At 75.1% G+C, this 25,384-nt stretch carries 24 protein-coding genes; 7 read left to right on the forward strand and 17 right to left on the reverse strand.

What is annotated here, in order from left to right; all coding sequences use genetic code 11:
* Positions 1-43: 43 nt before the first annotated feature.
* From dgoD to AB0E83_RS09030, 5 genes are read right to left on the reverse strand one after another with little or no spacing between them, the layout of a single operon-like run.
* Complete coding sequence (dgoD, locus tag AB0E83_RS09010) at positions 44-1,189, reverse strand: galactonate dehydratase (protein WP_362108129.1); 1,146 nt, start codon at positions 1,187-1,189, stop codon at positions 44-46.
* A gap of 34 nt (positions 1,190-1,223) precedes the next feature.
* Positions 1,224-1,976: an SDR family oxidoreductase gene (locus AB0E83_RS09015; protein WP_362108131.1), complete on the reverse strand. Its 753-nt coding sequence runs from the start codon at positions 1,974-1,976 to the stop codon at positions 1,224-1,226.
* Positions 1,977-2,001: 25 nt separating this feature from the next.
* Positions 2,002-2,967 (reverse strand): sugar kinase, encoded by a 966-nt coding sequence (locus AB0E83_RS09020; RefSeq protein ID WP_362108133.1) that lies wholly within the window; start codon positions 2,965-2,967, stop codon positions 2,002-2,004.
* Positions 2,964-3,605 carry a bifunctional 4-hydroxy-2-oxoglutarate aldolase/2-dehydro-3-deoxy-phosphogluconate aldolase gene (locus AB0E83_RS09025; protein ID WP_362108135.1) on the reverse strand — a complete coding sequence of 214 codons (642 nt, stop codon included), beginning with the start codon at positions 3,603-3,605 and terminating at the stop codon, positions 2,964-2,966. The genes AB0E83_RS09020 and AB0E83_RS09025 overlap by 4 nt, the downstream gene beginning before the upstream one ends.
* Positions 3,606-3,625: 20 nt before the next feature.
* Positions 3,626-4,531, reverse strand: a complete 906-nt coding sequence (locus AB0E83_RS09030; protein ID WP_362108137.1) for an SMP-30/gluconolactonase/LRE family protein — start codon at positions 4,529-4,531, stop codon at positions 3,626-3,628.
* Positions 4,532-4,741: 210 nt separating this feature from the next.
* Here AB0E83_RS09030 and AB0E83_RS09035 point away from each other — a divergent pair, with 210 nt between their 5' ends.
* Positions 4,742-5,998 (forward strand): ROK family protein, encoded by a 1,257-nt coding sequence (locus tag AB0E83_RS09035; RefSeq protein WP_362108139.1) that lies wholly within the window; start codon positions 4,742-4,744, stop codon positions 5,996-5,998.
* Between the two features lie 18 nt (positions 5,999-6,016).
* Here AB0E83_RS09035 and AB0E83_RS09040 read toward each other — a convergent pair whose 3' ends face one another.
* A complete protein-coding gene (locus tag AB0E83_RS09040) occupies positions 6,017-6,790 on the reverse strand; it encodes an IclR family transcriptional regulator (RefSeq protein WP_362108141.1) in 774 nt (257 codons plus the stop codon).
* A gap of 104 nt (positions 6,791-6,894) precedes the next feature.
* Between AB0E83_RS09040 and AB0E83_RS09045 the strand changes: the two genes are divergently transcribed.
* A complete protein-coding gene (locus AB0E83_RS09045) occupies positions 6,895-7,116 on the forward strand; it encodes a hypothetical protein (RefSeq protein ID WP_362108143.1) in 222 nt (73 codons plus the stop codon).
* A gap of 271 nt (positions 7,117-7,387) precedes the next feature.
* Complete coding sequence (locus AB0E83_RS09050; protein ID WP_362108145.1) at positions 7,388-8,419, forward strand: LacI family DNA-binding transcriptional regulator; 1,032 nt, start codon at positions 7,388-7,390, stop codon at positions 8,417-8,419.
* Here AB0E83_RS09050 and AB0E83_RS09055 read toward each other — a convergent pair.
* The 5 genes from AB0E83_RS09055 to AB0E83_RS09075 are packed head-to-tail and all read right to left on the reverse strand — an operon-like array spanning position 8,409 to position 16,252.
* Positions 8,409-10,616: a glycoside hydrolase N-terminal domain-containing protein gene (locus tag AB0E83_RS09055; RefSeq protein ID WP_362108147.1), complete on the reverse strand. Its 2,208-nt coding sequence runs from the start codon at positions 10,614-10,616 to the stop codon at positions 8,409-8,411. The genes AB0E83_RS09050 and AB0E83_RS09055 overlap by 11 nt on opposite strands.
* Positions 10,613-12,610 (reverse strand): beta-galactosidase, encoded by a 1,998-nt coding sequence (locus AB0E83_RS09060; RefSeq protein ID WP_362108149.1) that lies wholly within the window; start codon positions 12,608-12,610, stop codon positions 10,613-10,615. The genes AB0E83_RS09055 and AB0E83_RS09060 overlap by 4 nt, the downstream gene beginning before the upstream one ends.
* A gap of 29 nt (positions 12,611-12,639) precedes the next feature.
* Positions 12,640-13,596: a carbohydrate ABC transporter permease gene (locus AB0E83_RS09065; protein WP_362108151.1), complete on the reverse strand. Its 957-nt coding sequence runs from the start codon at positions 13,594-13,596 to the stop codon at positions 12,640-12,642.
* Positions 13,593-14,552 carry an ABC transporter permease subunit gene (locus tag AB0E83_RS09070; RefSeq protein WP_362108153.1) on the reverse strand — a complete coding sequence of 320 codons (960 nt, stop codon included), beginning with the start codon at positions 14,550-14,552 and terminating at the stop codon, positions 13,593-13,595. The genes AB0E83_RS09065 and AB0E83_RS09070 overlap by 4 nt, the downstream gene beginning before the upstream one ends.
* The gene (locus AB0E83_RS09075; RefSeq protein WP_362108155.1) at positions 14,549-16,252 is read right to left on the reverse strand and encodes an extracellular solute-binding protein; all 1,704 of its coding nucleotides are present in this window, start codon (positions 16,250-16,252) and stop codon (positions 14,549-14,551) included. The genes AB0E83_RS09070 and AB0E83_RS09075 overlap by 4 nt, the downstream gene beginning before the upstream one ends.
* A gap of 396 nt (positions 16,253-16,648) precedes the next feature.
* On the opposite strand from AB0E83_RS09075, the gene AB0E83_RS09080 reads away from it, so the two are divergent.
* Both AB0E83_RS09080 and AB0E83_RS09085 read left to right on the forward strand, forming a co-directional pair.
* A complete protein-coding gene (locus AB0E83_RS09080; protein WP_362108157.1) occupies positions 16,649-19,501 on the forward strand; it encodes a glycoside hydrolase family 3 C-terminal domain-containing protein in 2,853 nt (950 codons plus the stop codon).
* A 149-nt stretch (positions 19,502-19,650) separates the two neighbouring features.
* On the forward strand, positions 19,651-20,196 hold the full coding sequence (locus tag AB0E83_RS09085) for a hypothetical protein (protein ID WP_362108159.1): 546 nt from the start codon (positions 19,651-19,653) through the stop codon (positions 20,194-20,196).
* Here AB0E83_RS09085 and AB0E83_RS09090 read toward each other — a convergent pair.
* From AB0E83_RS09090 to AB0E83_RS09110, 5 genes are all read right to left on the reverse strand, one after another.
* A complete protein-coding gene (locus AB0E83_RS09090) occupies positions 20,156-21,301 on the reverse strand; it encodes a Cmx/CmrA family chloramphenicol efflux MFS transporter (protein ID WP_362108183.1) in 1,146 nt (381 codons plus the stop codon). The two genes, AB0E83_RS09085 and AB0E83_RS09090, sit on opposite strands and share 41 nt — an antisense overlap.
* A gap of 435 nt (positions 21,302-21,736) precedes the next feature.
* Positions 21,737-22,582, reverse strand: a complete 846-nt coding sequence (locus AB0E83_RS09095; protein ID WP_362108161.1) for a hypothetical protein — start codon at positions 22,580-22,582, stop codon at positions 21,737-21,739.
* A gap of 109 nt (positions 22,583-22,691) precedes the next feature.
* Positions 22,692-23,138: a pyridoxamine 5'-phosphate oxidase family protein gene (locus AB0E83_RS09100; RefSeq protein WP_362108163.1), complete on the reverse strand. Its 447-nt coding sequence runs from the start codon at positions 23,136-23,138 to the stop codon at positions 22,692-22,694.
* Positions 23,135-23,308, reverse strand: coding sequence for a DUF397 domain-containing protein (locus tag AB0E83_RS09105; protein WP_362108165.1), 174 nt, complete (start codon positions 23,306-23,308; stop codon positions 23,135-23,137). The genes AB0E83_RS09100 and AB0E83_RS09105 overlap by 4 nt, the downstream gene beginning before the upstream one ends.
* Complete coding sequence (locus tag AB0E83_RS09110) at positions 23,305-24,144, reverse strand: helix-turn-helix transcriptional regulator (RefSeq protein ID WP_362108167.1); 840 nt, start codon at positions 24,142-24,144, stop codon at positions 23,305-23,307. Before AB0E83_RS09110 ends, AB0E83_RS09105 begins: the two co-directional genes overlap by 4 nt.
* 101 nt (positions 24,145-24,245) lie before the next feature.
* On the opposite strand from AB0E83_RS09110, the gene AB0E83_RS09115 reads away from it, so the two are divergent.
* Both AB0E83_RS09115 and AB0E83_RS09120 read left to right on the forward strand, forming a co-directional pair.
* Positions 24,246-24,683: a hypothetical protein gene (locus AB0E83_RS09115; protein WP_362108169.1), complete on the forward strand. Its 438-nt coding sequence runs from the start codon at positions 24,246-24,248 to the stop codon at positions 24,681-24,683.
* Positions 24,680-24,943 carry a hypothetical protein gene (locus tag AB0E83_RS09120; protein ID WP_362108171.1) on the forward strand — a complete coding sequence of 88 codons (264 nt, stop codon included), beginning with the start codon at positions 24,680-24,682 and terminating at the stop codon, positions 24,941-24,943. The genes AB0E83_RS09115 and AB0E83_RS09120 overlap by 4 nt, the downstream gene beginning before the upstream one ends.
* Before the next feature lie 58 nt (positions 24,944-25,001).
* Here AB0E83_RS09120 and AB0E83_RS09125 read toward each other — a convergent pair whose 3' ends face one another.
* Entirely contained in the window at positions 25,002-25,289 is a 288-nt protein-coding gene (locus AB0E83_RS09125) for a hypothetical protein (RefSeq protein ID WP_362108173.1), read from the reverse strand.
* Positions 25,290-25,384: the final 95 nt, after the last annotated feature.

Raw genomic sequence — 25,384 nt, forward strand, 5'->3', positions numbered from 1 at the left:
CCGGACTCCGTCGGGGAGTCCGGCCCTCGCTCGTGTTCCGGGACTACCACTCCGCCAGGGAGCCGTCGTCGCGGCGCCAGGCGGGGTTGCGCCAGCGGTGGCCGGTCTCGGCGGCCCGCTCCACGGCCTTCGCGTCGACCTCGATGCCGAGGCCGGGGCCGGTCGGCAGGGCCACGTGCCCGTCCTCGTACCGGAAGACCGAGGGGTCGACGAGGTAGTCGAGGAGGTCGGAGCCGGTGTTGTAGTGGATGCCGAGGCTCTGTTCCTGGATGAGCAGGTTCGGGGTGGCGAAGCCGACCTGGAGGCAGGAGGCGAGCGCGATGGGGCCGAGCGGGCAGTGCGGGGCGAGGGAGACGTCGTACGCCTCCGCCATGGCGGCGATCCGGCGGGTCTCGGAGATGCCGCCGGCGTGCGAGAGGTCCGGCTGGGCGACGGCGATGCCCTGGCCGAGGACCTTCTTGAAGTCCCAGCGGGAGTAGAGGCGTTCGCCGGTGGCGACGGGGATCGAGGTGGAGCGGACGACCTCGCCGATGTGGTCGCTCATCTCGGGGACGACCGGTTCCTCCACGAAGAAGGGGAGGTACGGCTCCAGGAGCGGCAGGACCCGGCGGGCCATGGGGAGGGTGAGCCGGCCGTGGAAGTCGATGGCGATGTCGAACGCGTCGCCGACGGCCTCGCGGATGGAGGCGACCCGGTCGACGATCGCCTGGGTGGCGGCCGGGGTGTCGATGAGCCGCAGCTGGGCGGAGGCGTTCATCTTGATGGCGGTGAAGCCCTCGTTCTTGCGGGCCAGGGCCTCGCTCGCGACCTCGTCGGGGCGGTCGCCGCCGATCCAGCTGTAGACCCGGACGCGGTCGCGGACGTGGCCGCCGAGGAGCTCCCAGACGGGGACGCCGAGGGCCTTGCCCTTGATGTCCCACAGGGCCTGGTCGATGCCGGCGACGGCGCTGGAGAGGACCGGTCCGCCGCGGTAGAAGCCGCCCTTGGTGAGGACCTGCCAGTGGTCCTCGATCCGCGTCGGGTCCTGCCCGACCAGGTAGTCGGAGAGCTCGTCGACGGCGGCGGCGACGGTGTGGGCGCGGCCCTCGACGACGGGCTCGCCCCAGCCGGTGATCCCCTCGTCGGTGTCGATCCGCAGGAAGCACCAGCGGGGGGCGACGAGGTACGTCTTCAGGGAGGTGATCTTCACGGGTGGTCCTTCACGGGGGTGTCTCGGCGGTCCTTCACTTGGAGTCCTTCTTGACGGTCCAGCCGCCGTCGACGACGAGGTTGGTGCCGGTGATGTAGGCGGCGTCGGCGGAGGCGAGGAAGGCGACGGCGGCGGCCACCTCCTCGGGGCGGCCGAGGCGGGCGAGGGCGGTGGCGTCGGCGGAGAGCCGGCGGCCCTCCTCGTCGACGTCGTTCCAGACGTCGGTGAGGATCGGGCCGGGCAGCACGGAGTTGAAGCGGACGTCGGGGCCGTACTCGACGGCGAACTGGCGGACCAGCGCGCACATGCCGCCCTTGGAGGCCGCGTAGGCGGGGTAGCCGGGGAGGCCGAAGTCGGCGTGGACACTGGAGGTGGCGACGAGGCTGCCGCCCTCGGCGCGCAGGTCGTCGAGGAAGGTCCGGGTCGCGAGGTAGAGGGAGCGCAGGTTGACGGCGAGCTCGCGGTCCCAGGAGTCGACGGGGAGTTCGTGGGCGGCGCCCGGGGTGTGGACGAAGGCGTTGCTGTGGAGGACGGAGACGGGGCCGAAGCGGTCGTGGGTCTCCTCGCGCAGCGCGGCCCAGTCGGCCTCGGAGGAGACGTCGCAGCGGACGTAGGCGGCGCGGCCGCCCTCCTCGCGGATGCGGGCGGCGACGGCCTCGCCGGCGGCTGCGGCGATGTCGGCGACGACGACGGCGGCGCCCTCGCGGGCGAGCCGGGCGGCGCTGGCCGCGCCGATTCCGGAGGCGGCGCCGGTGACGACGGCGGTCTGCCCGGAGAAACGGTTCATGGGAGGGGCTTTCTGGGACGGGGGGTCAGCGGGTGATGTCCTGGGCGGCCAGGAGGCCGAGTTCGGCGCGGTGCGGGATGCCCTCCCAGTCGCCGGGGACGGAGACGGCGAAGGCGCCGCAGAGGGCGGCGAGCCGGAGGCGTTCGGGGACCGGGGAGCCGTCGAGGAGGGCGGCGAGGTAGCCGGAGACGAAGGCGTCGCCGGCGCCGACCGGGTCGACGGCGGTGACGGGGACCGCGGCCTGGCGGTGGGTGCCGTCGGCGGTGGCCGCGAGGGCGCCGTCGGCGCCGAGCTTGAGGACGGCTTCGGCGGGGCCGAGCCGGGTGAGGGCGCGGGCCGTCTCCTCCGGTGCGCCGTCGGGGACGAAGAGGGTGGCCTCCTCGGGGCCGGCGAAGACCAGGTCGGTGTGCGGGAGGAGGCGGCCGAGCGTCTCGGCGGCCTCGGCGCGGCTCCACAGGCGCTCGCGGTGGTTGACGTCGAGGGAGACGGTGACGCCGGCGGCCCGGGCGAGGGCCACGGCGTGCTCGACGGCGGCGCGGGCGGTGGCGCCGAGCGCCGGGGTGATGCCGGTGACGTGGAGGATCCGGGCGCCGGTGATCCGGGCCTCGTCGAGGTCGCCGGGGGCGAGCCGGGAGCCGGCGAGGCCGGCGCGGTAGTAGGAGACGCGGAGCCGGTCGGCGGTCCGGCGCTCGCGGAGCATCAGGCCGGTGGGGGCGCCGGGGTCGGTGCGGGCGCCGGAGACGTCGACGCCCTCGGCGCGCAGTCCGGCGAGGATCATCGCCCCGGCGGGGTCGTCGCCGACGCGGCCGGTCCAGGCGGCGGTGTGGCCGAGCCGGCTGACGCCGACGGCGACGGTGGCCTCGGCCCCGGCCCAGCCGAGCCGCAGCGGGGCGCCGTTGGCGAAGGGCCCGGGTCCGGTGGCGGCGGCGACGGCCATGGCCTCGCCGAGGGTGACGAGGGCGGGTCCGCGGGTCTCTGCCGGGTGCGTCATCGGAGCCGTGTCCCGTCCAGGAAGGCGGCCGCCCGGTCGGCGAGGGCCGCGAGGGAGCCGCCCTCGCAGGCGTCCCCGACGAGGGGGCCGCCGATGCCGAGGGCGGTGGCCCCGGCGGCGAGGTAGGCGGGGGCGTCGGCGGCGGAGATGCCGCCGGTGGGGACGAGCGGCACGTCGGGGAGCGGGGCGCGGACGGCCTTGAGGTACGCGGGGCCGCCGGCGGCGGCCGGGAAGAGCTTGACCATGGTCGCGCCGGCCCGCCAGGCGGTGAGGATCTCGGTCGGCGTGTACGCGCCGGGCAGCACCGGCACGTCGAGGCGGACGGCTTCGGCGATGACGTCGACGCAGGTGGCGGGGGTGATGAGGTAGGTGGCGCCGGCTTCGACGGCGGCCAGGGCCTCGGCGGGGGTGGTGACCGTGCCGGCGCCGAGGGCGAGGCCGGGCGGGGCGTCGGCGGCGTACTCGCGGAGGGCGTCGAGCACCCCGGGGGTGGTGAGGGTGAACTCGGCGGCGCGGACGCCGGAGGCGAGGAGGGTGTCGGTGACCTCGGCGAAGCGGTCGGCGGAGGAGGAGCGGAGGATGGCGATGACGGGGGCGGCGGCCAGGGCGGCGCGCAGCCCCTCGTACGGGCTGGTCATGGTGGGCTCCTGGGAGCGGGTCAGCGGTCGGCGTACGGGGTGGCGGGCAGGCCCGTGACGCCCGGGCGGCAGACGAAGAGGCGGCCGGCGTCGGGTTCGGCGCGGCGGCGCTCTTCGGGGAGGTGGTGGGTGGCGGTGGTGATGACGAGGACGTCGAGGTCGGGGCCGGCGAAGGCGCAGCTGGTGACGTGGGAGGCGGGCAGTTCCACGCGCGCGCGGAGGACGCCGCCGGGGGTGAAGGCGAGGACCTCGCCGCCGCCCCAGACGGCGACCCAGACGTTGCCCTCGGCGTCGACGGTGAGGCCGTCGGGGTAGCCGCTGTCGAGGACGGCGAAGGGGCGGCGGCCGGAGAGGGCGCCGGTGGCGGGGTCGTAGTCGAGGACGTCGACGCGGCGGGTGGGGCTGTCGGCGTAGTAGAGGAGGGTGCCGTCGGGGCTCCAGCCGAGGCCGTTGGAGATCGAGACGGGCTCGACGAGGGTGGTGAGGCCGTCGGCGTCGAGGCGGTAGAGGGCGCCGGCGCCGGGCCGTTCGTCGAAGGCCATGGTGCCGCCGAGGAGGCGGCCGGCGGGGTCGACGGAGGCGTCGTTCAGCCGGCGGGGCACCCCGTCGTCGGGGAGGGCGGGCGCGGCGAGTTCGACGGCCTCGGCGGGCGGACGGCCGTCCTCCAGCCGGACGAAGGCGGTGCCGACGGCGGCGAGGAGGGCCCCGGAGGCGCAGGGGACGGCCGCGCCCACGGGGCGGTCGAAGCGGAGGGCGGCGGTGGGCACCAGGTCGGTGCGGCCGTCCTCCCGGGTGAGGGCGGCCCGGTGGACGAGGCCCTCGGTGATGTCGACCCAGAGGAGCTCCTGGCGGGCGGTGTCCCAGACGGGGCCCTCGGGCAGGCGGCCGGGCGCGGGGGTGCAGGGCACGGCCCTGAGCTGGAGCATCGCTTCTCCTTCGGGAGGGGTTCCGGGGAGCCTCGGGGCGCTGGGACCCCTGGGGAATCGTGATTGATTCTGGTGAGTTCTGTTCGTTCCGAGGTGGCGGGAGAAAAACTACGGCTTCGTCTAACCGTTGTAAATATCCCGGCGCCGACTTCTTCCAACCCTTCGAATAAGATCCCGTGGACGACCGCGCACCGACGGAGGGCAGCAGGGATGATCAGGCGCACCTCGCAGGACATTCGCCGCCTCAACCGCTTCGAGGTGCTGCGCCGGGTCTACGCGGGCCCGGGCGCGATGAGCCGGCAGGACCTCGCGGCCGCCACGGGCCTCTCCTTCGCCACCGTCGCCAACCTCACCGCCGAGCTCCTGGAGGCCGGCGTCCTGGCCGAGGCCGGGCACGAGGAGTCCGGCGGCGGGCGGCCGCGCGCGCGGCTGGCGGTGAACGCCGAGCGGGGCGCGCTGATCGGCGTCGACATCGCCGAGACCTCGGTCCACGCCGAGCTGTTCGACCTGGCCCTGACGGTCCGCCACTCGGTGGAACGGCCCCTCCCGCCCGGGGACGTGCGGCCGGCCGACGTGGTCGAGGCGGTCGGAGGGGCCGTCGAGGAGCTGCTCGCCGCCTCCGGGACCGACCGGGCCCGGGTCCTCGGGGCCGGGGTGAGCGTGCCGGGCATGGTCGAGCGGGAGGGCGGGGTGTCGTCGTTCTCGCCGTACTGGTCCTGGCACGAAGTGCCGCTGCGGGCGCTGCTCGACGAGCGGCTGGGGCTGCCGCTGTGGCTGGACAACCCGCTGCGGGCCAGCACGGTCGCGGAGATGTGGTGGGGCGCGGGCCGCGAGGTCGACGACCTGGTGGTGCTGACGCTGCGGGCCGGGGTCGGCGCGGGCATCGCGATCGGCGGGCAGCTGTACCGGGGCTTCACCAACAGCGCGGGCGAGTGGGGCCACACCTGCATCGCCCTCGACGGGCGCCCGTGCACCTGCGGCAACCGGGGCTGCGTGGAGGCGTACGTGTCGCTCCGCGGGATCGCCGCGACCTGGCGCGAACTCGCCCCGGACGACGAGCGGGCGACCGGCCCGGACGACGCGGCCACGGTCGCGGCGCTGGCCCGCGCGGCCGACGCGGGCGACCCGGTCGCCGCCGCCGCCGTCGAGCGCACCGGGCGCTGTCTGGGCGCCGCCGTCGCCAATCTGATCAACCTGGTCAACCCCCAGGTCGTCGTGGTGGGCAACCAGGTCGTCGACCTGCTCGGGGAGCGGCTGCTGCCGGCCGCGTACGAGGCGGTGGGGCGGCACGCGCTGGCGCTGCCGCACCGGGCGGCGACCCTGCGGCGCAGCGCCGTACCGCACAACGCGGTGACCCGGGGCGCGGCGACCTTCGCCCTGGAGGGCTTCCTGGAGGACCGGGAGGTCTTCGGTCCGGTGAGCCGGATGCGGAAGGCCGCCAAGGGGGGCGGCGGTGCGCGCGGCTGAGCCGGCCGCGCGGCCGGCTCAGCGGGGCGCCCCCCGGTACCCCAGCCGGGCGGAGAGTTCGCCGGCGCCCCGGACGGCGAGGGCGGTCAGCTCGTTCTCGCGGTCCTCGTCCCAGCGGATGACCGGGACGGAGACGGAGAGCGCGGCGACGACCCGGCCCGAGCGGTCGCGGACGGGGGCGGCGACGCAGGAGACGTCCGGGTTCGACTCGCGCTGCTCGACGGCGACGCCGAGGACGGCGATCTCGGCGAGGGCGGCGCGCAGGACGTCCGGGTCGGTGATGCTCTCCGGCGTCATGGCGGTCAGCTCGCGCCCGTCGAGGAGTGCGTCGAGCTCGGCGGCGGGGAGCATGGCGAGGAGCATCTTCCCGACGGCCGTGCAGTGGGCGGGAAGGCGGCGGCCGGCCGCCGAGACCATGCGCACCGCGCGGGTGGAGTCCACCTTGGCGACGTAGATGACGTCCGCGTCCTCCAGGAGGGCGACGTGGACGGTCTCGCCGCAAGCCTCGGCGATCTCGTGGGCGACCCGGCGGCCCTCGGCGGCGAGGTCGAGCTGCTCCGCGTACCGGCTGCCGAGCTGGTACGTGCGCACGCCGAGCCGGAAGCGGCCGGGCTGTTCCGGCACCGGGACCAGGTAGTTGCGGGCGGCGAGCGTGGAGACCAGCTCGTGGGTGGTGGTGCGGGGCAGGCCGAGCCGGCGGGTGATCTCGGGCGCGGAGAGCGTGCCGTCCCCCTGGAGGAAGAGCTCCAGAATGTCGAATGCCCTGGTCACCGCGGGTACGAGTCGCCCCATGCCCCCACCTCACCCTCACGTCGTTCGATATGCCGTACCACGGCCGAAATCGCGGACAGAGACTAGCGGCGCGCCGGGGGGCGGGCAACGGGCGCGGACCGGCCGTGAGGGGCGACTGCTCCGGCAGCGCCTCCTCGGTGAACCTCTTCCTCGCCGCCGTCGACGACGACGCCGCCCTGAGGGCGGAGACCGGGGTCGACACCGCCTGGCTCGCGCCGCTGCACGAGCTGGTGCGGCGGGCCGCCGAAGCCGGACACGGCGAGGACAGCATCGCCGCGCTCACCGAGGTGCTGCGCAAGCCGGCCGGGGAGACCGACGCGCCCTGACCGCGCCCGGCCGACGCCCCGTACCGGACCGCCGGCCGGGCGGTCCCCGGTTCGGCGAGGAGGTCACCGACCGGTTCGGGGTCGGGGCTGGACGGTTCGGGATTCCGGCCCCGCTCCCCTTCCCGCCTCCTCCGTCGAAGCGCTTCGATCTTTCCCCGCCCACAGTCTGGACACGTCAACTCCCCCGCGTTACCGTCTCGCTGAGCCGGCCGAAGCGACTTTCGACGGTTCCGTCGAAGCGATTCACCAGTCCTGGCCGCGGGGAGATCGGATGGTCACGCTTGCCGAGGTCGCCCGGCACGCCGGGGTGTCGGCCAGCACGGTGAGCTATGTCCTCAGCGGCAAGCGGCCCATCTCCGACCGCACCCGCCGGCGGGTGCGCGCCAGCATCGAGCGGCTCGGCTACCAGCCGCACGCCGGGGCCCGGGCGCTCGCCAGCAGCCGGTCGCGGATCATCGCGCTGATGGTGCCGCTGCGCACCGACATGTACGTGCCGGTGATGCTGGAGATCGCGGTCGCCGTCGCCACCACCGCCCGCGCGCACGGCTACGACGTCCTCCTCCTCACCGGCGAGGAGGGGCCGTCGGCGCTGCGCCGGGTCACCGGCAGCGGGCTCGCCGAGGCCGTGATCCTCATGGACGTGCAACTGGACGACGGGCGGCTGCCGTTGCTGCGCGGCGCCGCGCCGCCGGCCGTCCTCGTCGGGCTGCCCGCCGACCCGACCGGGCTGAACTGCGTGGACCTGGACTTCGCCGCGGCCGGGGCGCTCTGCGTGGAGCACCTGGCCGGGCTCGGGCACCGGGAGATCGCCGTCGTCGGCGGCTCGCCCGGGGTGTACGCCCGGCACACCGGCTTCGCCGAGCGGACCCTCGGCGGGCTGCGCGAGCGGGCCGCCCGGCTGGGCGTCGGGCTGCTGCACCGGCCGTGCGACGGCAGCCACGACGCGGTCGCCGGGGTGCTCGCCCGGATCCTCGACGAGCGCCCGGCGGTCAGCGCCTTCGTGGTGCAGAACGAGACGGCCGTGGAGCCGCTGCTCGCCCTGCTGCGGCGGACCGGCCGCGCGGTCCCCGAGGACGTGTCGGTGGTCGCGGTCTGCCCCGAGGCGGTGGCCGAGCGGGCGTCGGTGCCGCTGACCTCGGTGGCGATCCCGGCGCAGGAGCTGGGCCGGCGGGCGGTGGAGCGGCTCTTCGCCCGGCTCACCGACCCGGACGGCCCGCACGCGCGGGGGGTGGAGCTGCTCCCGCCGGTGCTGACCGCCCGGGAGAGTTCGGGCCCGCCGCCGGCCCGCCGGTTCACGGACTGACGAGGACGTGCTCCTCGCCCGCCCGCAGCGTCAGCCGCCGCCGGCCCTCGGGCGCGCGCAGTTCGACGTCGGCGTCGCGGGCGGGGCGGAGGACGGCCCGGTACTCCCCCGGCGCCCAGGCGAGGTCGAGGCGGGCGCCGAAGCGGGTGCGGATCCCGGTGAGCCGGCCCCGGTCGCAGAGGCCGGGCGGGGGCGCGGGCAGCAGGACGAGCCGGGCCGGGGTGGAGCGGACCAGCGCCTCGACGACCAGGGCGGGCAGGGCGTGGGCGGCGTCGGCGTTGTAGACGTTCCGCCGCGGGTAGTGCGCGCTCATCAGGGAGGGGTGGAAGTAGTCGCCGGCGAGGACCCGCCGCAGGGCGTCGCCGGTGCGGCCGGCGTCGCCGAGACGGGCGGCGACGAGCCCCTGGTGGAGGTGGCCGTGGGCCGACTCGTTCTCGTGGCCGCGCAGTTCGAGGGCGCGGGCGGCGGCGCGGGCGAGGCGGGGGGTGTCGTACGGGGTGATCGCGTCGAGCGGCCAGACCGGGTAGAGGTGGCTGAGGTGCCGGTGGTCGTAGCGGTCGCCGAGGCCGGGCCGGGCCCATTCGGCGAGCGCCCCGTCCCCGTTGGTCCGGTAGGGCGGCAGGCGGTCGGCGAGGGACCGCAGCCGGGCGGCCCGCTCCTCGGGGGCGCGGTCGGCGGCGGCGGTCAGCGCGTGGCGGGCGGCGGCGAGGTCCATGGTGGCGTCGACGGCGCCCGGGCCCCCGCCCCGCGGGCGGTTCTCCGGCGAGTAGGAGGGGACGACGGCGAGGTGCCCGTCGGGTCCGGTGCGGGTGAGGAACGACGCGTAGAAGTCGGCGAGTTCGTCGAGGAGGCCGGTGAGCCAGGGGTCGTGCCGGCCGTCGGCCTCGTCCTCCTCGACGAGCGGGAGGAGGAGCCAGTCGGCGGCGGCCGTCCACAGGTGGAGGGGGTACGCGCGGTCGAAGTGGTACGCGTGGCCCCTCTCGCCGTCGGTGTGGGCGGGGGCGACGATGCCGCGGGTGCCGAAGACGGCCCGCGCGTTGTCCCGCCAGTCGGCCGACTGGCCGCGGATCAGGGCCCGGTGGGCCTCGGTGACCTCGGGCAGGTCGGCGGCGACGGCGGAGGCGGTCTGGAGGCCGAGGTTGGCGTCGGTGGTGAAGCCGCCTTCCCAGGCGGTGTCCCAGTCGCCGGTCCACAGTCCGCACAGGCGGGGCGGGAGCAGGCCGGAGGAGGAGAGCAGGTGGTGGCGGCCGGCCGCGAAGAGGCGTTCGAGGAGGGCGGGTCCGGCGGGGCGGGCGAGCAGCTCCGAGCCGGACAGGGCCCGTTCGGCGGGGTCGGCGCCGAGGTCGAGGACGACCCGCAGGTAGGCGGTGCGGTGGAGGGCGGTGTGCCGGTCGAGGAGCCGGGCGTACGCGGCGGCGGGGCCGTCCTCCCCGGCGAGGGCGCGCAGCGCGGCGGCCTCCCCGGCGGGGTCGTACGGGCCGTCGTGGCGGTGGACCCGGGTGAGCAGGAGGAGCCGGCCGGCGCCCTCGACGCGGATGCCGCGGTCGGTGAGCGCGGTGCGGCCGGTGTCGGCGACGACGAGGGTGAGGCCGGTGTAGCCGAGGGTGGAGTCGGGGTAGCGGGCGCGCAGGGTGAGGAGGGTCTCGCCGTGGGCGGTGGCGGCGCCGCGGCCGGTGGTGAGGCCGGCCGGCACGCCGTCGAGGCGGTGGTCGAGCTCGACGCGGACGCGGGGGCCGGGCGCCGTCACGTACTGGACGAGGACGTCGTCGGCGCGGGAGGCGAAGACCCGGCTGACGCGGTCCCCGGCGGTGGCGGTGACGACGCCGGTGGTGAAGTCCGCCGCGCGGCGCGTCCCGGGGCCGGGCGCCGGGGCCTCGTTCCCGACGCGGGTGAGGAAGCCGGGGTGGAAGGGCTGGATCCGGCGCAGCGGGCGGCCGTCGGTGAAGGTCTCGGCCGCCGTGGGGTCGCCGGCGAGCAGGGCGTCCTGGAGGGCGGGGAGCCGGTCGGCGAGGCGGGGCGGGTCGGTGTCGCCGGGCCGGTGGTGGGGGCGGACGAGGGCGTGGTGGGTGACGATCACCCGGTCGTCCACGGGGTCGCCGTACACCAGGGCCCCGTGCCGGCCGTTCCCGACGGGGAAGGCGTCCTCCCAGCGGGCGGCGGGCGCGGGTTCCCAGGTGCCGTGCGCGGGTCCGGTCACGGGTGCTCCTCCAGGACGGCGGCGCCGAAGCGGTCGAGGGTGAGGGCGGAGTCGACGGTGGTGCCGGTGAGCAGGTCGCGGTGGCGGCCCGGCACGGGGACGGTGACCGGGTCGCGGCCGTGGTGGAGCAGGAAGAGGAGGTCGCCGCGGCGGACGGCCTCGACGCCGTCGGGGAGGCCGTCGAGGACGGGCCGGATCCCGGCCTCGTGGGCGGCCTCGGCGAGCAGGGCGCGCAGGGCGGCGGGTTCGGGGAGGGTGGAGAGGTAGCGGGCGCGGCCGCGGCGGAGGACGGCGGGGCGGCCGTCGAGGTCGCCGCCCCGGTAGGCGGCCAGGGTCTCGGTGCCGGGGGCGGGGACCAGTTCCTCGGACCACAGGGTGCCGTGGAAGGTGCCGCAGTCGACGCGTTCGCCGGGGGCGAGGGGCCACCACTCGTCGATCCGGTCGATGCCGAGGAGGGCGCGGAGGCGGGCGTCCATGCCGCCGGGGCGGATCCGGTCGTCGGGGTCGGCGACGCCGGTGAAGAAGCCGCAGACGAGCCGGCCGCCGGCGGCCGCGTACCGCTCCAGGTTCGCGAGGGCGGTGTCGTCGAGGAGGTAGAGGTGGGGGACGACGACGAGGGGGTGGGCGGTGAGGTCGTGGTGGGGGTGGGCGAAGGCGGTGGGGAGTCCGGCCTCCCAGAGGGCGCGGTGCCAGGCGCGGACCAGGTCGCCCTGGTCGAGGCGGTCGGAGAGGGCGCCCTCGTGGCGGCCGGCCCACCAGGAGTCCCAGTCGTGGAGGAGGGCGATCCCGCCGGCGGGGAGGCGGCCGCCGGCGACGCGGGGGCCGATGCGGGCGAGGTCGGCGCCGAGGCGGACGGTCTCGCGGAAGACGCGGCCGTCTTCGCCGGAGTGGCCGAGCATGCCGGAGTGGAACTTCTCGGCGCCCTGCCGGGAGGCGCGCCACTGGAAGTAGTGGACGGCGTCGGCGCCGCGGGCGACGGCCTGGAGCGCCCACAGCCGGTTGAGCCCCGCGGGCTTGGGGCGGTTGACGGGGCGCCAGTTGACGGCTCCGGCGGCCTGTTCCATGACCATCCAGGGGCGGCCGCCGGCCTCGGCGCGGGTGAGGTCGGCGACGAGGGCGTTCTCGTGGGCGCCGGTGAGCGGTGCGGCGGGGTCGGGGTAGACGTCGACGGAGACGACGTCCTCCTCGGCGGCCCAGGCCCAGCCGTCCTGGCCGGACCAGAAGGGCATGAAGTTGGTGGTGACCGGCAGGTGCGGGGTGTGTTCGCGGACGATGTCGCGTTCGGCGCGGTAGCACTCCAGGAGCAGGTCGGAGGTGTGGCGGCGGAAGTCGAGGACGTGGGCGGGGTTGCGCAGGTAGTGGGCGCGGCGCGGGGGCAGGACCTCGGCCCAGTCGGCGTACCGCTGGCCCCAGAAGTCGCCGCCCCAGGCGGTGTTGAGGGCGTCGAGGGTGCCGTACCGGCGCCGGAGCCAGGCGCGGAAGGCGCGGGCGGCCTCGTCGCCCCAGTCGTGGGTGCAGTACTCGTTGTTGACGTGCCACATCACGAGCGCCGGGTGGCGGGCGTAGCGGGCGGCGAGGTCCCCGGTGATCGCGGCGGCGTGCCGGCGGTAGGCCGCGCTGGCGGGGGCGAAGTGCTGGCGGGAGCCCCACCATTCGGTGCGGCCGTCCTCGTCGCGGGGGAGGGTCTCGGGGTGGCGGTGGCCGAGCCAGGGCGGCGGGGAGGCGGTGGGGGTGGCGAGGACGACGTCGACGCCGTGCGCGTGGGTGAGGTCCATGAGCCGGTCGAGCCAGCCGAACTCCCGTGCTCCCGGCTCGGGTTCCAGCCGGGCCCAGGAGAAGACGCCGAGGGTGACGGTGGTGACGCCGGCCCGGCGCATCAGCCGCAGGTCCTCGGTCCAGGTCTCCTCCGGCCACTGCTCGGGGTTCCAGTCGCCGCCGTACAGGAGGCGGGGCGGGCGGCCGGGCGGGTGGGTGAGGTCGTCGAGGCTCGGCATGCGGGTTCTTCCGTGAGGAGGGTCGGGGGTCAGCCCTTGACGGCGCCGGTGAGCATGCCCTTCTTGAAGTGCTTCTGGACGAAGGGCGAGAGGACGGCGACGGGCAGCAGGGCGAGGACCATGACGGCCATCTGGACGGCGAGTCCGGAGAGGTTGCCGGCCTTGACGGCCTGGCCGAGGCCGACGGGGATCTCCTGCTTCTGGGCGAGCTGGATGAGCACGTTCTGCAGCGGCATCATCGTCTGGTCGTTGAGGTAGAGGGAGGCGTTGAACCAGGCGCTCCAGTAGCCGACCGCGTAGAAGAGGGTGATGACGGCGATCACCGCGCGGGAGAGCGGCATGACGATCGTCCACAGGATCCTGAGGTCGCCGGCGCCGTCGATGCGGGCGCTGTCGACGAGTTCGGGCGAGATGCCCATGAAGAAGGCGCGCAGGACGAGGATGTTGAAAACGCTGACGGCGCTGGGGAGGATCAGCGCCAGGTAGGTGTCGGTGAGGCCGAGGGTCTGCACGAGCAGGTAGGTGGGGATGAGGCCGGCGCCGAAGAACATGGTGCCCATCAGCGTGAAGAGGATGAAGCGGTGCCCGACGGAGCCGGGCCGGGAGAGCCCGTACGCGCAGAGCACCGAGACCGTCGTCGAGAAGAGGGTGCCGGCGAGGGTGACGCCGAGGCTGACGAGGACGGCGCGGGTGACCTGTCCGCCGCCGAGCAGCTCCCGGTAGGCGATGAGGGTGAGGTCTCCGGGGACGATGACGAGGCCGCCGGCCTCGGTGATCGCCTGTTTGGTGGAGAGGCTGGTGACGACGACGATCCAGAGCGGGAAGAGGACGGCGAGGCAGGCGAGGACGAGGAGGGTGCCCTTGGCGGCGAGTCCGGCGCGGGTCGGCGGTTCCTCCCAGACGGGGCGGGCGGGTGCCGCCCACCGGGAGGGCCGGGCGGCTCCGCGGCCGGGGGGCGCGGGTCGTTCGAGGACGCGGGTGGTCATTTCCGGTACACCCCCTGCTCGCCCATGAGGTGGGCGGCCTTGTTCGCGGAGAGGACGAGCGCGAGGCCGACGATCCCCTTGATGAGTCCGGCCGCGGCGGCGTAGCTGAAGTCCTGGCTGCGCAGGCCGGTCCACCAGACGAAGGTGTCGAGGACCTCGGCGGCGGCGGGTCCGACGGCGTCGCGCTGGAGCAGCAGCTGCTCGAAGCCGACGGTGAGGGCGTCGCCGACGCGGAGCACGAGGAGCAGCGCGACGACGGGCCGCAGGGCGGGCAGGGTGACGTGCCACATGCGGCGCCACCGGTCGGCGCCGTCCATGGCGGCGGCCTCGTACAGCGACTGGTCGACGGCGGCGAGCGCGGCGAGGAAGACGATGACGCCCCAGCCGGCGTCCTTCCAGATGCCCTCGGCGGTGACGAGGAACTTGAAGACGCCGGGGTCGGTCATCAGGTCGAAGCCCTCGTGGCCGTGCTCGCGCAGGGTCTGGGCGATGATGCCGGCGCCGCCGAAGATCTGCTGGAAGACGGTGATGACGATGACCCAGGAGAAGAAGTGCGGCAGGTAGAGCACGGCCTGCACGAAGGCGCGGACGCGGGGGCGCAGCACGCTGTGCACGAGGAGGGCCAGGGCGATGGGGACGGGGAAGAAGAGCAGCAGCTGGAGGACGAAGAAGACCAGGGTGTTCTCGACGGCGTCCCAGAACGCCGGGTCGGACAGGACCCGTTCGAACTGGGCGAGGCCGACCCAGGGGGACTCCAGGACGGCGGCGGCGCCGTTGGCGGAGAGGTAGGGGTCGTACTCCTGGAAGGCGATGACGTTCCCGAGGACCGGGACGTAGTGGAAGAGGAGGACGAGGGCGAGGGCGGGGACCGTCATCAGCAGGAGGGTGCGGTCGCGCCGGAGCCGCCGGCCGAGGGGGGTCCTCGGCCGGCGGCCGGTGGTGTCGCGGGTCTTCACGGTCGGCTCGCCGCGGAGCCTGTGGTGTCGAGGAGCTTCTTGTACCAATCGCGGAGCTGGTCGCCGCCCCCGGTCTTCCACTCGGAGACGGCCTGCTGCATGTCGGAGACCTTCTTGCGGCCGCGGACGATGTCCTTCTCCAGCTGCTCGAAGTCGTTCATGAGGCCGGTCCACCGCCCGGGTTCGGCGACGGTGAGGCCGTAGAAGGAGGACTTGCGGGTGAAGGCGCCCATCCGCCGCTGCCACGCGACCTGCGCTTCGGCGATCTCCGGCAGGTCGGGGTGGGCGATGTAGGGGGCGGGGCTGGCGATGAACATCCAGGAGCTGCCGACCTCCTGGTTGCCGGCGTCGGTCTTGACCGGGAGGCCGTCCTTGACGGTGTGGTGGACGCCTTCGACGCCGTAGTCGGTGAGCATGCGCTCCTTGGTGCCGTAGGGGGCGGCGGTGAAGTCCGCGATGGCGAGGGCGTCCTCGATCACGGACCGGGGAGCGCCCTTGCGGACGAAGGACCAGATGTTGGCGGGGTTGGTGGCCCACAGCCGCGGGGGGCCGCCGGCGTGGCCGGGGATGTCCATGGCGGCCATCGCGAACTCCGGGTTCCGCGCGGCCATCTCCGCGGTCTTGCCGTACCAGTGGGCGAGGTCGTTGTTGTAGACGAGGCACTGGCCGGAGGTGAAGCGGACGCTGGTGTCGCCCTGGTTCTGGGCCTTCTCGTCGGGGTGGACGACGCCGGCGTCGTAGAGCTTGCGGGTCCACGCCAGGGCTTCGAGGTACTCGGGGGTCTCGACGCGGTTGACCAGCTTGCCGTCGACGAGGTTCCAGCCGAGCGCCTTGTCGCCGCCGTTGAGGACGCCGAACATGTTGTACGCGGTCCAGGTCATGTCGGCGCAGGCCCACACCTTCGCCCTGGCGCTGGTGATCTCCTTGGCGAGGGCGAGGAACTCGTCGGCGCTCCTGGGGAGTTGCCAGCCCTTCGCGTCGAAGACGTCCTTGCGGTAGAAGGGCGCGATGTTGGTGACGTACGAGGCGGGCATGGGCAGGCCGCGGAGCTTGCCGCCGAAGATGGAGCGCTGCCAGGCGTCGGTGGGGATGGCGGCGAGGTTGGGGTAGGCCTTGACCCTGTCGCCGGAGAGGTACGGGCCGAGGTCCTCGAACTTGGCGTCGACGGCGCTCGGGATCTTGCCGCCGAGGTTCCAGCCGGGGACGACGACGAGGTCGGGGACGGTGGAGGAGGCGAGGACGGCGCCGAGCTTCTGGTCGTAGACGTTGCCGTCCTGGTTCTGCCAGGTGGCCCGGACGCCGATGGCCTCGTTCATGGCCCGGTAGTACGGGTTGTCGGCGGCGGGCGGGGTGCCCCAGAACGGCGCCATGACGGTGAGGGCGCTGCCCTGGCCCTTCTTCTCCACGGACGCCTTGAGCCCGGAGTTCGGGATGGCGCGGGTGTAGCCGGCGGCGGAGCCGTTCTCGGCGGGGATGTCGGCGGGGACGACGCCGCGGGCGACGAACGCGGGGAGGATCTTGGCGGCGTCCTTGCCGCTGGTGGTGCCGTCCTTCTTGCCGGTGTCGCCGTCGCCGCCGCAGGCGGTGAGCAGCGGGGCTCCGCCGGCGACCGCGACGGCGGCGACGGCGCCGGTGGCGAGGAAGCCCCTCCGGCTCGGTTCGGTTCTCCGGGAGCCCGTGGAGACGGCGTTCGGCGTCATTGCGTCAACCCTTCATGGCACGCGCCAGGACACGCGGCGCCCGAGGGGTCGCCGGCCGGCTGCGGTGGTGGAGGTGGAGCACGGTGCGGGGTGCGGGCGGGGCGGGGCCCCGGGGCGCGGCGACGGCGCGGCGGGAGGACACCGGCGGGTCGAAGCGCTTCGATGTTGCTGTGAGGTTAAGTGACGCCCCCAGGCGCGGCAAGGGTCGTTCAGGAGTTTCTCGCAGCACCGCCGGGAAAGGCCGAATGCCTTCAACTCCTGTGACCAGTAGGGGAGGTGAATCGGCCGGGAGCCTTGACACCCTCCCCCGGCGGCTTGAGCATCGAAGCGCTTCGAAACTTCCGGCCGCCCTCCGGCGACCGCCCTCCCCACCGTCCACGCCGTCAAAGGGATCCCGTGACCGCAGACCGGCCGCCCTTCCGTGACCCGTCCCTCCCCGTCGACGCACGCGCCGCCGATCTCCTCGGCCGTCTCGCCCCCGCCGAACGCCTCGCCCTCCTCCACCAGTTCGCGCCCGGCGTCGACCGCCTCGGGCTCGCCGCCTTCCGCACCGGCCAGGAGGCGCTGCACGGCGTCGCCTGGATGGGTCCGGCGACCGTCTTCCCGCAGGCCGTCGGCCTCGGCGCGAGCTGGCACCCGGAGCTGGTGCGCCGGGTCGGCGAGGCCGTCTCGCGCGAGGCGCGGGCGATGCGCGCGAAGGACGAGCGGGTCGGCCTCAACGTGTGGGCGCCCACCGTCAACCTGCTGCGCCACCCGCTGTGGGGCCGCGGCGAGGAGGGCTACTCCGAGGACCCGGCGCTCACCTCCGCGATCGCCGTCGCCTTCACCCGGGGCCTGCGCGGCGACCATCCGGCGTACTGGCGCACCGCGCCCGTCCTCAAGCACTGGCTGGCGCACAACAACGAGACCGCCCGGGACACCTCCTCGGCCTCCGTCCGCCCGCGCGTGCTGCGCGAGTACGACCTGCGGGCCTTCCGGGGCGCCGTCGAGGCGGGCGCGGTGGCCGGCGTGATGCCCGCGTACAACCTGGTCAACGGGCGCCCCAACCACCTGTCCCCGTACCTGGGGTCGGAGCTGCGGACGTGGACGGAGCGGGAGCTCCTCGTCTGTTCCGACGCGGGCGCGCCGAGCAACCTCGCCGACTCGCAGGGCTACTTCGACACCCACGAGGAGGCCGTCGCGGCGGCGCTGCGCGCGGGCGTCGACTCCTTCACCGACCACGGCACCGACAGCTCGATCGTCCTGGGACGGCTCGAACGGGCCCTGGAGCGGGGCCTGATGGACCAGGAGGACGTGGACCGGGCGGTGCGCCGGCAGCTGACCGTGCGGTTCCTGCTCGGCGAGTTCGACCCGGAGCTCGACCCGTACGCGCACGAGACCGCGTACGACACGGCCGCCCACCGCGCGCTGGCCCGCGAGGCGGCGGAGGCGGCGATCGTCCTGCTGCGCAACGAACCCGCCGGTGGGGCACCGCTGTTGCCGCTGCGGCAGGGCGGCCGGATCGCGGTGGTCGGGCTGCTCGCGGACGCCGTCAAGCTGGACTGGTACAGCGGCGCGCTGCTGCACCGCTCCTCCCCGCTGGACGGGCTCCGGGAGCGGTTCGGCGCGGACCGGGTGGACTTCGCGGAGGGCGTGGACCGGATCCGGCTGCGGACCGCCGACGGGCGCGCGCTGCGCGTCCCGGAGAACGCGGACGGGGAGTCCGCACGGGGCGCGGAGGTCGCCCTCGACCCGGCGCTGCTCGCCGGCCGCACCGACCTGCCGCCGCTCACCGCGGACGCGGAGGGGACCCTCCTCGACCTGATCGACTGGGGCGACGGGGTGCTGACCCTGCGCGCGCCCGACGGCCGGTACCTGTCGGTGGCCGGGGACGGCCTGGTGCGCGCCTCGGCGGACGAGCCCGGCGGCTGGGTCGTCCAGGAGACGTTCCGCTTCGAGGCCCACGGCGACGGTCACCTCCTCCTGCACCTCGGGACGGGGGGCTACGTCTCTGTCGCCGCCGACGGCGTGAAGGTTGCCGCCGGTCGCGAGACGGCCGCCGTCCTCTCGGTGGAGACCGTCGAGCGGGGCGAGGAGGCGGTGGCGCGGGCCGCCGCCGGGGCGGACACGGTGATCGTGGTCGCCGGGAACGACCCGCACGTCAACGGGCGGGAGACCGAGGACCGGACGACGCTGGCGCTCCCGCCGCACCAGGACCGCCTGTGGCGGGCCGCGCACGCCGCGAACCCGCGCACGGTCCTCGTCCTCGTCTCCTCCTACCCGTACGCGGTGCCGGACGCGGCGGCGACGCTCCCGGCGCTGCTGTGGACCGCGCACGGCGGGCAGGCCGCGGGCACCGCCCTCGCGCGGGTCCTCGCCGGGGACGTCTCCCCCGCCGGGCGCCTGCCGCAGACCTGGTACGCCTCCGACGACGACCTGCCGGACCTGTTCGACTACGACGTCATCGGCGGCCGGCAGACGTACCTCTACTCCGACCGGACCCCGCTCTTCCCCTTCGGCCACGGCCTGACGTACACGGCCTTCGGGTACGAGGGCCTGACGGCGGCCGTGGGCGCGGAGGGGGTGCGCCTCTCCTGCACCGTCACCAACACGGGCGCCGTCGCCTCGGACGAGGTCGTCCAGGTGTACGCGCGGGCGGTCGCCCCGTCGGTGCCGCGCCCGCACCGCGAGCTCGTCGCCCACGAGCGGATCCACCTGGCGCCGGGCGGCACGGCGGCGCTCGCGTTCACGGTGCCGCTGTCGGCGCTGGCGTACTGGGACGTGGCGCACGGGCGGTGGGCGGTGGAGCCGGGGGCGTACGAGTTCCTGGCGGGCCCGTCCTCGGCGGACGCCCGCCGCACCGTCCGCGTCGAGCTGGCGGGCGAGGCGCCGGGGCCCCGCCCGGTCCTGGAGGCCGGTCTGGCGGCGGTCGACTACGACGAGCAGACGGGGACGGTGATCGTCGACCGGTCGAAGGTCTCCGGCGACGCGGTGACCCCGGCGGCGGACGCTCCGGGCACGCTCCTCTACCGGGCGTGCGACTTCGGGGACGGGGTCACGGAGCTGGCGGTGACGGCCGCCGGGACGGGCGAGGTGACGTTCTACGCCGGTGCGGGCTCCGCCGAGCTGGCCCGCCTCGCGGTGGCGCCCACCGGCAGCCCGTACGCCTACGCCACCGTGGGGGCGCCCTGTCACGTCCGGGACGTGACGGACCTCCGCGTCGAGCTGCGCGGGCCGCTGCGCCTCGCGCACGTCGCCTTCTCCTGCTGAGGGACCGGGGAAGGCGGCGCACGGGCGCCCCCGCCGGCCTCCTCCGGGCCCGGCGGGGCCGCCCCCGGGGCCCGGCACCGACGCCTTTCGGTGCCGGGCCCCGGCCCGCCGGGGTAGGGTCGCGGGACTGTCCGTCTGGGGGGGCCGCCATGACCAGCACGTCGTCCGCACACCGCTTCGCCCTGCTCGCCGCGGCGCTCGCCGCGCTCGCCGTCGCCTGCGGCACGACCCCCGAACCCGACCGCGCGGCGGGAGGCCCGGTGCCGGCCACGACCACGGCGGCGGCACCGCGGGCCGCCGGATCCTCGGCCGCGCCCGGGGACCCCGGCGCCCTGCCCGACGACTCCACGCCCGCCGCCGCGCCCACCGCGAACCCGTCCGCACCCGTCCCCGGCGAGGACGTCCGCGGCGCCTTCGCGAGCCTCCAGGCGACGTACTACGGCTCCTGCGACACGGACTGCGCCTCCTTCCTGGGCCGCGTCCACAAGGAACTCCAGGAACTGGGCATGGCGATGAAGGCCGACCCGAAGGGCCCCGGCCACTTCCCCGAGCCGCTCGCCCGGATCGCGGAACTGGAAGGGACCCTCGCCGGGGACGGCTCCTCCGAGAACCTGACGAAGCACAAGAAGGAGCTGATCGGCGCCCGCGACTTCGTCAACACGTGGATGCAGGGCCACCCGGACGACTACCGCTGACGGCGGCGAACGCCAGCGCGGCGGCGACGAGCCCCGCGCTCAGCAGGAACGGTCCCGTGGGCCGCTCCAGGACCGGCGCCGCGAGCAACGGCCCCGCCACGGCCCCCGCGTTGAGGGCGGCCGTGGCGTAGGCCCCGGCGAGCGCGGGCGCCCCGGCCGCCTCGTACAGGATCCGGGCGATGAGCGTCCCGCCGAGGGCGAACGACAGGGCGCCCTGGACGAGCAGGAGCGCCAGCAGGACCGCCGGGCGGTCCGCCAGCGCGGCGAGCGCGAGCCAGCCCGCGAGGAGCAGCGGTCCGCCGACGGCGAGGAGCCGGGCGGAGTGCCGGTCGGCGAACCGGCCCGCGGCCGTGACCCCGGCGAAGGAACCCGCGCCGAACAGGACGAGGGCCGCGGATACCCAGGGGGCGGTGAGCCCGGCCGGTCCCGTGACGACCGGCGCGAGGAAGGTGAAGGCGCCGAAGGTGGCGGCGTTCACCAGCGCGGCCAGGACCAGGACGCGGAGGAGCCGCGGCGCCCGCAGGACGCCGAACTCGCCCCGCAGCGGGGTCCGTTCGGTCCGGCCGTCGGGTACGCCCCGCAGGACGCCGAGCGCGGCGGGCACGCACAGTACCGCCACGGCCCAGAACGCGGCCCGCCACCCGGCGAGGGCCCCGAGCAGCGCCCCGCCGGGGACTCCGGCGACGGTGGCGGCGGTCGTCCCGCCGAGGAGGACGGCGAGCGCCCGGGCCTTGCGGTCGGCCGGGACCATGGCGGTGGCCGTGGTGAGGGCGAGCGCGAGGAAGCCCGCGTTCGCGAGGGCGGCGGCGAACCGGCTGAGGAGCAGGACGGGGAAGCTGGCCGTCACGGCCCCGACGACGTGCGCGGCGAGGAAGACCAGGACGAACGCGAGCAGTCCGGCGCGGCCGGACCGGCCCCGGGCGAGGACGGCCATGAGCGGCGCGCCGACCACCATGCCGACGGCGAACGCGGAGGTGAGCGCCCCGGCGGCCCCGACGCTCACCCCCAGGTCGCGGGCGAGGTCCGGCAGCAGACCTGCGAGCATGAACTCCGAGGTGCCCATGGCGAAGACGGCCAGGGCGAGCAGGTACAGGGGGAGGGGCAGTGGAAGGGGAAGGGGAAGGGGAAGGGGCATGGAAGCTCCGAGGAGGGCGGGGGGGAACGAGGACGTCGTCTCGTCGCCGCCGTCCGCCCGCTCCCTCCCCCTCGCCCCGGAAACACGCGGGCACGCGCAAGGACGCGCGCACGCGTGACCGGCCGGTGGCCTGTGGCCGTCACCGGATCATCGGACACGGAGGCTCAGGGGGTGCGGAGGCTCAGGGGCTGACGGCGGGACCGAAAGCCCCCCGCTCTGGATGCCTCGGGGCTGGACATGCGGGGCACCCTACGCCCCGGCCCGCTCCCCCGCACCTGATTTTCCGTGGCCGTCCCCGTGACCGCCGCTCCTCGGCGCCGGCTCCGCCGAGGGACCGAGCGCTTCGGCAAGGAGTCGGTGGGGGGTGCGCTTCGGCAAGGAGTCGGCGGGGGCGTGCGCTCCGGGCTAGGAGCCGGCCTGGTCGTCGTTGGCCTCGAACACCGTGTCGCCGGCGCACGGCTCGCCGGCGAACCGCTCGGAGCTCCCGCCGCCCAGCCCGACCCTGTCGCCCTCCCGGGCGAAGAGCCTGCCCTCGGGGCTGTACACGGCGGCCTTGCCGTTCTCCTCCTCGACCGACCAGCCGTGCCCCCGGACGACGGCCGTCGGCCTGTCGCCCCAGGCGGTCCTCACCGCGACGCAGCCGTCGTCGGTGACCACGAGCGTTCCCGGGAGGTGCGCGTAGAGGCCGGGGGAACCGTCCCCCGCACGGCGGGTGAGGATCCTCACGGGGGGCTCCCCGTCCGCGGTGGGCCGGGCACGGTCCGGGCGCTCGGGCACGGGGGGTGTGGCTGCCCGCACCGCGCACGCCTCCGGCGGCAGTTCCCGGCTGGAGGGCCGCGAACCCCCTGGCGAAGGGAGATCGAAGGCGTAACCCCCCGTCACCGACCGCTGCGTCACGAAGATGAACGCGCTCGACGGCCCCAGGCCGAGCACCTCCGCGACCACGGTGACCGCCTCGCCCCTGCGGGTCACCCCGACGACGCCCTCGGCGGGTTTCGAAGGAGGGAAGACCTGGGCGATCTCCGCATCGGAAAGACGGCCGTCGGCCGCAGCCTCGCCCAGCCGCGCGCGGAGCCGCTCGACGCTCTCCCGGAGGTTCTCGCGCGCCTGGGCCTCCTCGCGCGCCGGCCGCGTCTCCAGCCAGACCATCCCTCCGACGACGGCCACGAGGAGCAGTCCCAGCACGGTCAGGCATCCGCTGAACAGGCGGCCACCGGGCGTGCCGGCCCGGACCTTCGGTCGTCTCGCCATGGGCACAGCGTGCACCGCGGGTACGCGACGGGCCCAGCCCTTCGCCCCGGTCGTGACCGAAACGCGTCCACGGCGTCCACGGCGAGGGGCGCGGGGGCGCCGCCTCCCCTCAGCCGTCCGCCCACTCCCCGTCCGTCATCAACCGCCGCCCCGCCAGCTCCGGTTCCTCGTGCCACGCCTGCACGTCCGTGGGCCGGACGGAGAACCAGCGGTAGGCCGGCCCGGAACGGCACGCGTCCCACCCGGTCTTGACGCGGAAGGCGTCGGCGACCGCCGCCGGGACCTCGTCGTGGCGGTACGCGGTGACCTCGCCGTCGATCAGGACGACGTCCCGGGTGTCGCCGAGGGCGAGGCGGGTGCGGGGGTGGGCGGCGAGGTTGCGGCCGGTGGGGTTGGAGAGCCGGGTGACGAGCCAGACGGCGGACCCGTCCCAGAGGAAGGAGAGCGGTACGAGGTACGGCGTCCCGCCGGGCCCGGCGGAGGCGACCCAGAGGTCCGTCTCCCGTTCCAGGCGTTCGCGTACGTCCTTGATGCGTTGCGCGGTGTCGCGGATCACTGCTTGACGGATTCGATGAAGGTGGTGAACGCGGTGGCGGAGACGGTGAGGGTGGGGCCGGCCGGGGCCTTCGAGTCACGGAGGGGGACGAGGTTGTGGGCGACCTCGACACAGGTGCCGCCGTCGTCGCCGTAGGAGGACTTGAACCTGCTGGGGGACTCGGTCGTCACAGCATGCCCTTTCGTATGTCCTTGATCATGGCCACGGTGTCCGTCGGCGAAAGCGATTCGGCGACGAGCTGATGGTAGGCGGTGATCATGGGGGTGACGAACGAGACGTCCCGCTCCAAGTTGCCCTGCGCCTGTGATTCGGTGTACGAGAACACGGACCGGTCCGGCAGGGTCAGAAGGGTGAGGGCCCGATTGAGCGGCCGCCGCTCGCCCATGACGAACGGCGCCACCTGAAGCACCGTGTAGGGGCAGGCGGCGAACTCCACCAGCCGGTCGAGCTGAGCGGCCATGACCTGGGGACCGCCGACCAGGTTCCGAAGACAACTCTCGTCCAGCACGGCGAAGACCATCGGCGGTCGGCGCCGTTCCAGAATCTGCTGCCGCTCTACCTGGAACGCCACGCGCCCGGCGGCCTCGTCCTCCGTGACGGCCCCGCGCCCCACAGACGCCCTGGCCAGGGCCTGGGCGTATCCCGGCACCTGGAGGAGACCCGGCACGATCCCGATCTCGAACATGCGGATCTCCACAGCGCGCCGCTCGTGGTGGGCGTACTCGGGGAACCCCTCCATGAGCACACCGTTCCGCGCCTTCCGCCACTCGCTCTCGAAGGAATCCGGGCTTCCGGCCAGACCGAAGGCGGTATCAAGCTCTTTGGAGAGTTGGAGAGTTGCCGATCGGCGGGTGGTTTCCACGGCGGAAATATGCTTGCCGGAATACGACGTCCGCTCGGCCAGATCCTCCTGCTTCCAGCCCCTTTCCTCCCGCAGCCTGCGCAAACGCGCCCCGTAAGCGGCCTCAGGGCTACTGCCGGGGTCCAGCACCTTTCGATTGGCCATAACTCTCATCTCGAAACCGGGATTTGGAGATTTGAAGACTAGCCCTTTTTGGGTCACGCTGATGACTCCTGGTGGCGCATCCGCTACGGAAAGGAGCCCCCATGCCCGCAAACGACCGCCCAGGTCCCGTCCCGGACCTCGGGACGTTCATGGCGGCGGACACACCTGATGGCCGGCCCCGGCTCGGGAAGGTGACCGCCTGGGACGGCGAGTTCGTGCACCTGCAACGGCCCGGCGGCGGGGCCGAATGGACGGCCGCGCCGGCCGAGCTGCGGCGGCCGACGGAGGACGAGCGGGCGCTGATCCGCGTCCTCACCACCCCGGTTCCGGCGACGGGCCACGCGCGCTACGACCACCTGGAGTGTTCGGTGCCGCCGGCCGTGCCGGTGCCGGGCTGTCCGACGTGCGAGCTCGCGGCCGTGTGGGAGCGGAACTGCCTGCGCAGGCACGACCACTCCCGGGCGGCGGACTTCCGGGTCGAGATCCGCAACCACCCGCACGACGAGCCGAAGTTGGCGCTGCCCGGGGAGTGGCCGTGACCACGGCGCCGGCGGCGGTGACCGCCGTACCGGTCTACCGCGTGGCCCCGCATCCCGGGCCGGAGTCCGAGGTCACCGTGACCGCGCGCTGTATGGACGGCGGGTGCGGATGGGAGTCGGAACCGGTACCGCGACCGGAGACCGGCGCGGCCGACTGCGCGGCGCACACCGCCGCCACGGGCCACGCGGTGTTCGCCGTCCTCGTGGAGTACGTCGCGCTGGTGACCGCCACGTTCGGGGGCGAGGAAGGCAGTGGCTGACCGAGCCGCCGACGCCACCTCGCCGCGCGTGTTCCCGCCACGGGCCGACGGACGCCGTTCAGCCGCCGCCGGGTCGGCGCCCATCCGCCGGGCGGCGTGCAGGAAGAGCGGGCGCGGGCTTGTCGCGGGGCGCCTCGCCCGCGCCGTGGAACCGGCCCTCGAAGGAGCCGTACAAGCTGGTACGGCCCAGGGTGTGGCGCGTCTTCTCGTGCGAGCCGCCGGAGGCGGCGCAGGTCGGCGGGGTGGGGGCGGCGAGCGCCTCGGGCACGCCGTCGACCGGGGCGAGGCCGAGGTCGACGGCCTCCCGGTGGCGCCGGACGAGCATGTCGAGTGTCACGAGTTCCACGGGTCTGATCATTCCCGTGGGGCGGGCGCGGCCGGCCGCGCCCGCCCCGGCGCGCCCGCCGGCGGCGGGGGGCGGTGCGTCATCCGTACATCGCC

This window comes from Streptomyces sp. NPDC035033 (genome assembly GCF_040636735.1).
In the GTDB taxonomy this organism is placed as follows: Bacteria; Actinomycetota; Actinomycetes; order Streptomycetales; family Streptomycetaceae; genus Streptomyces.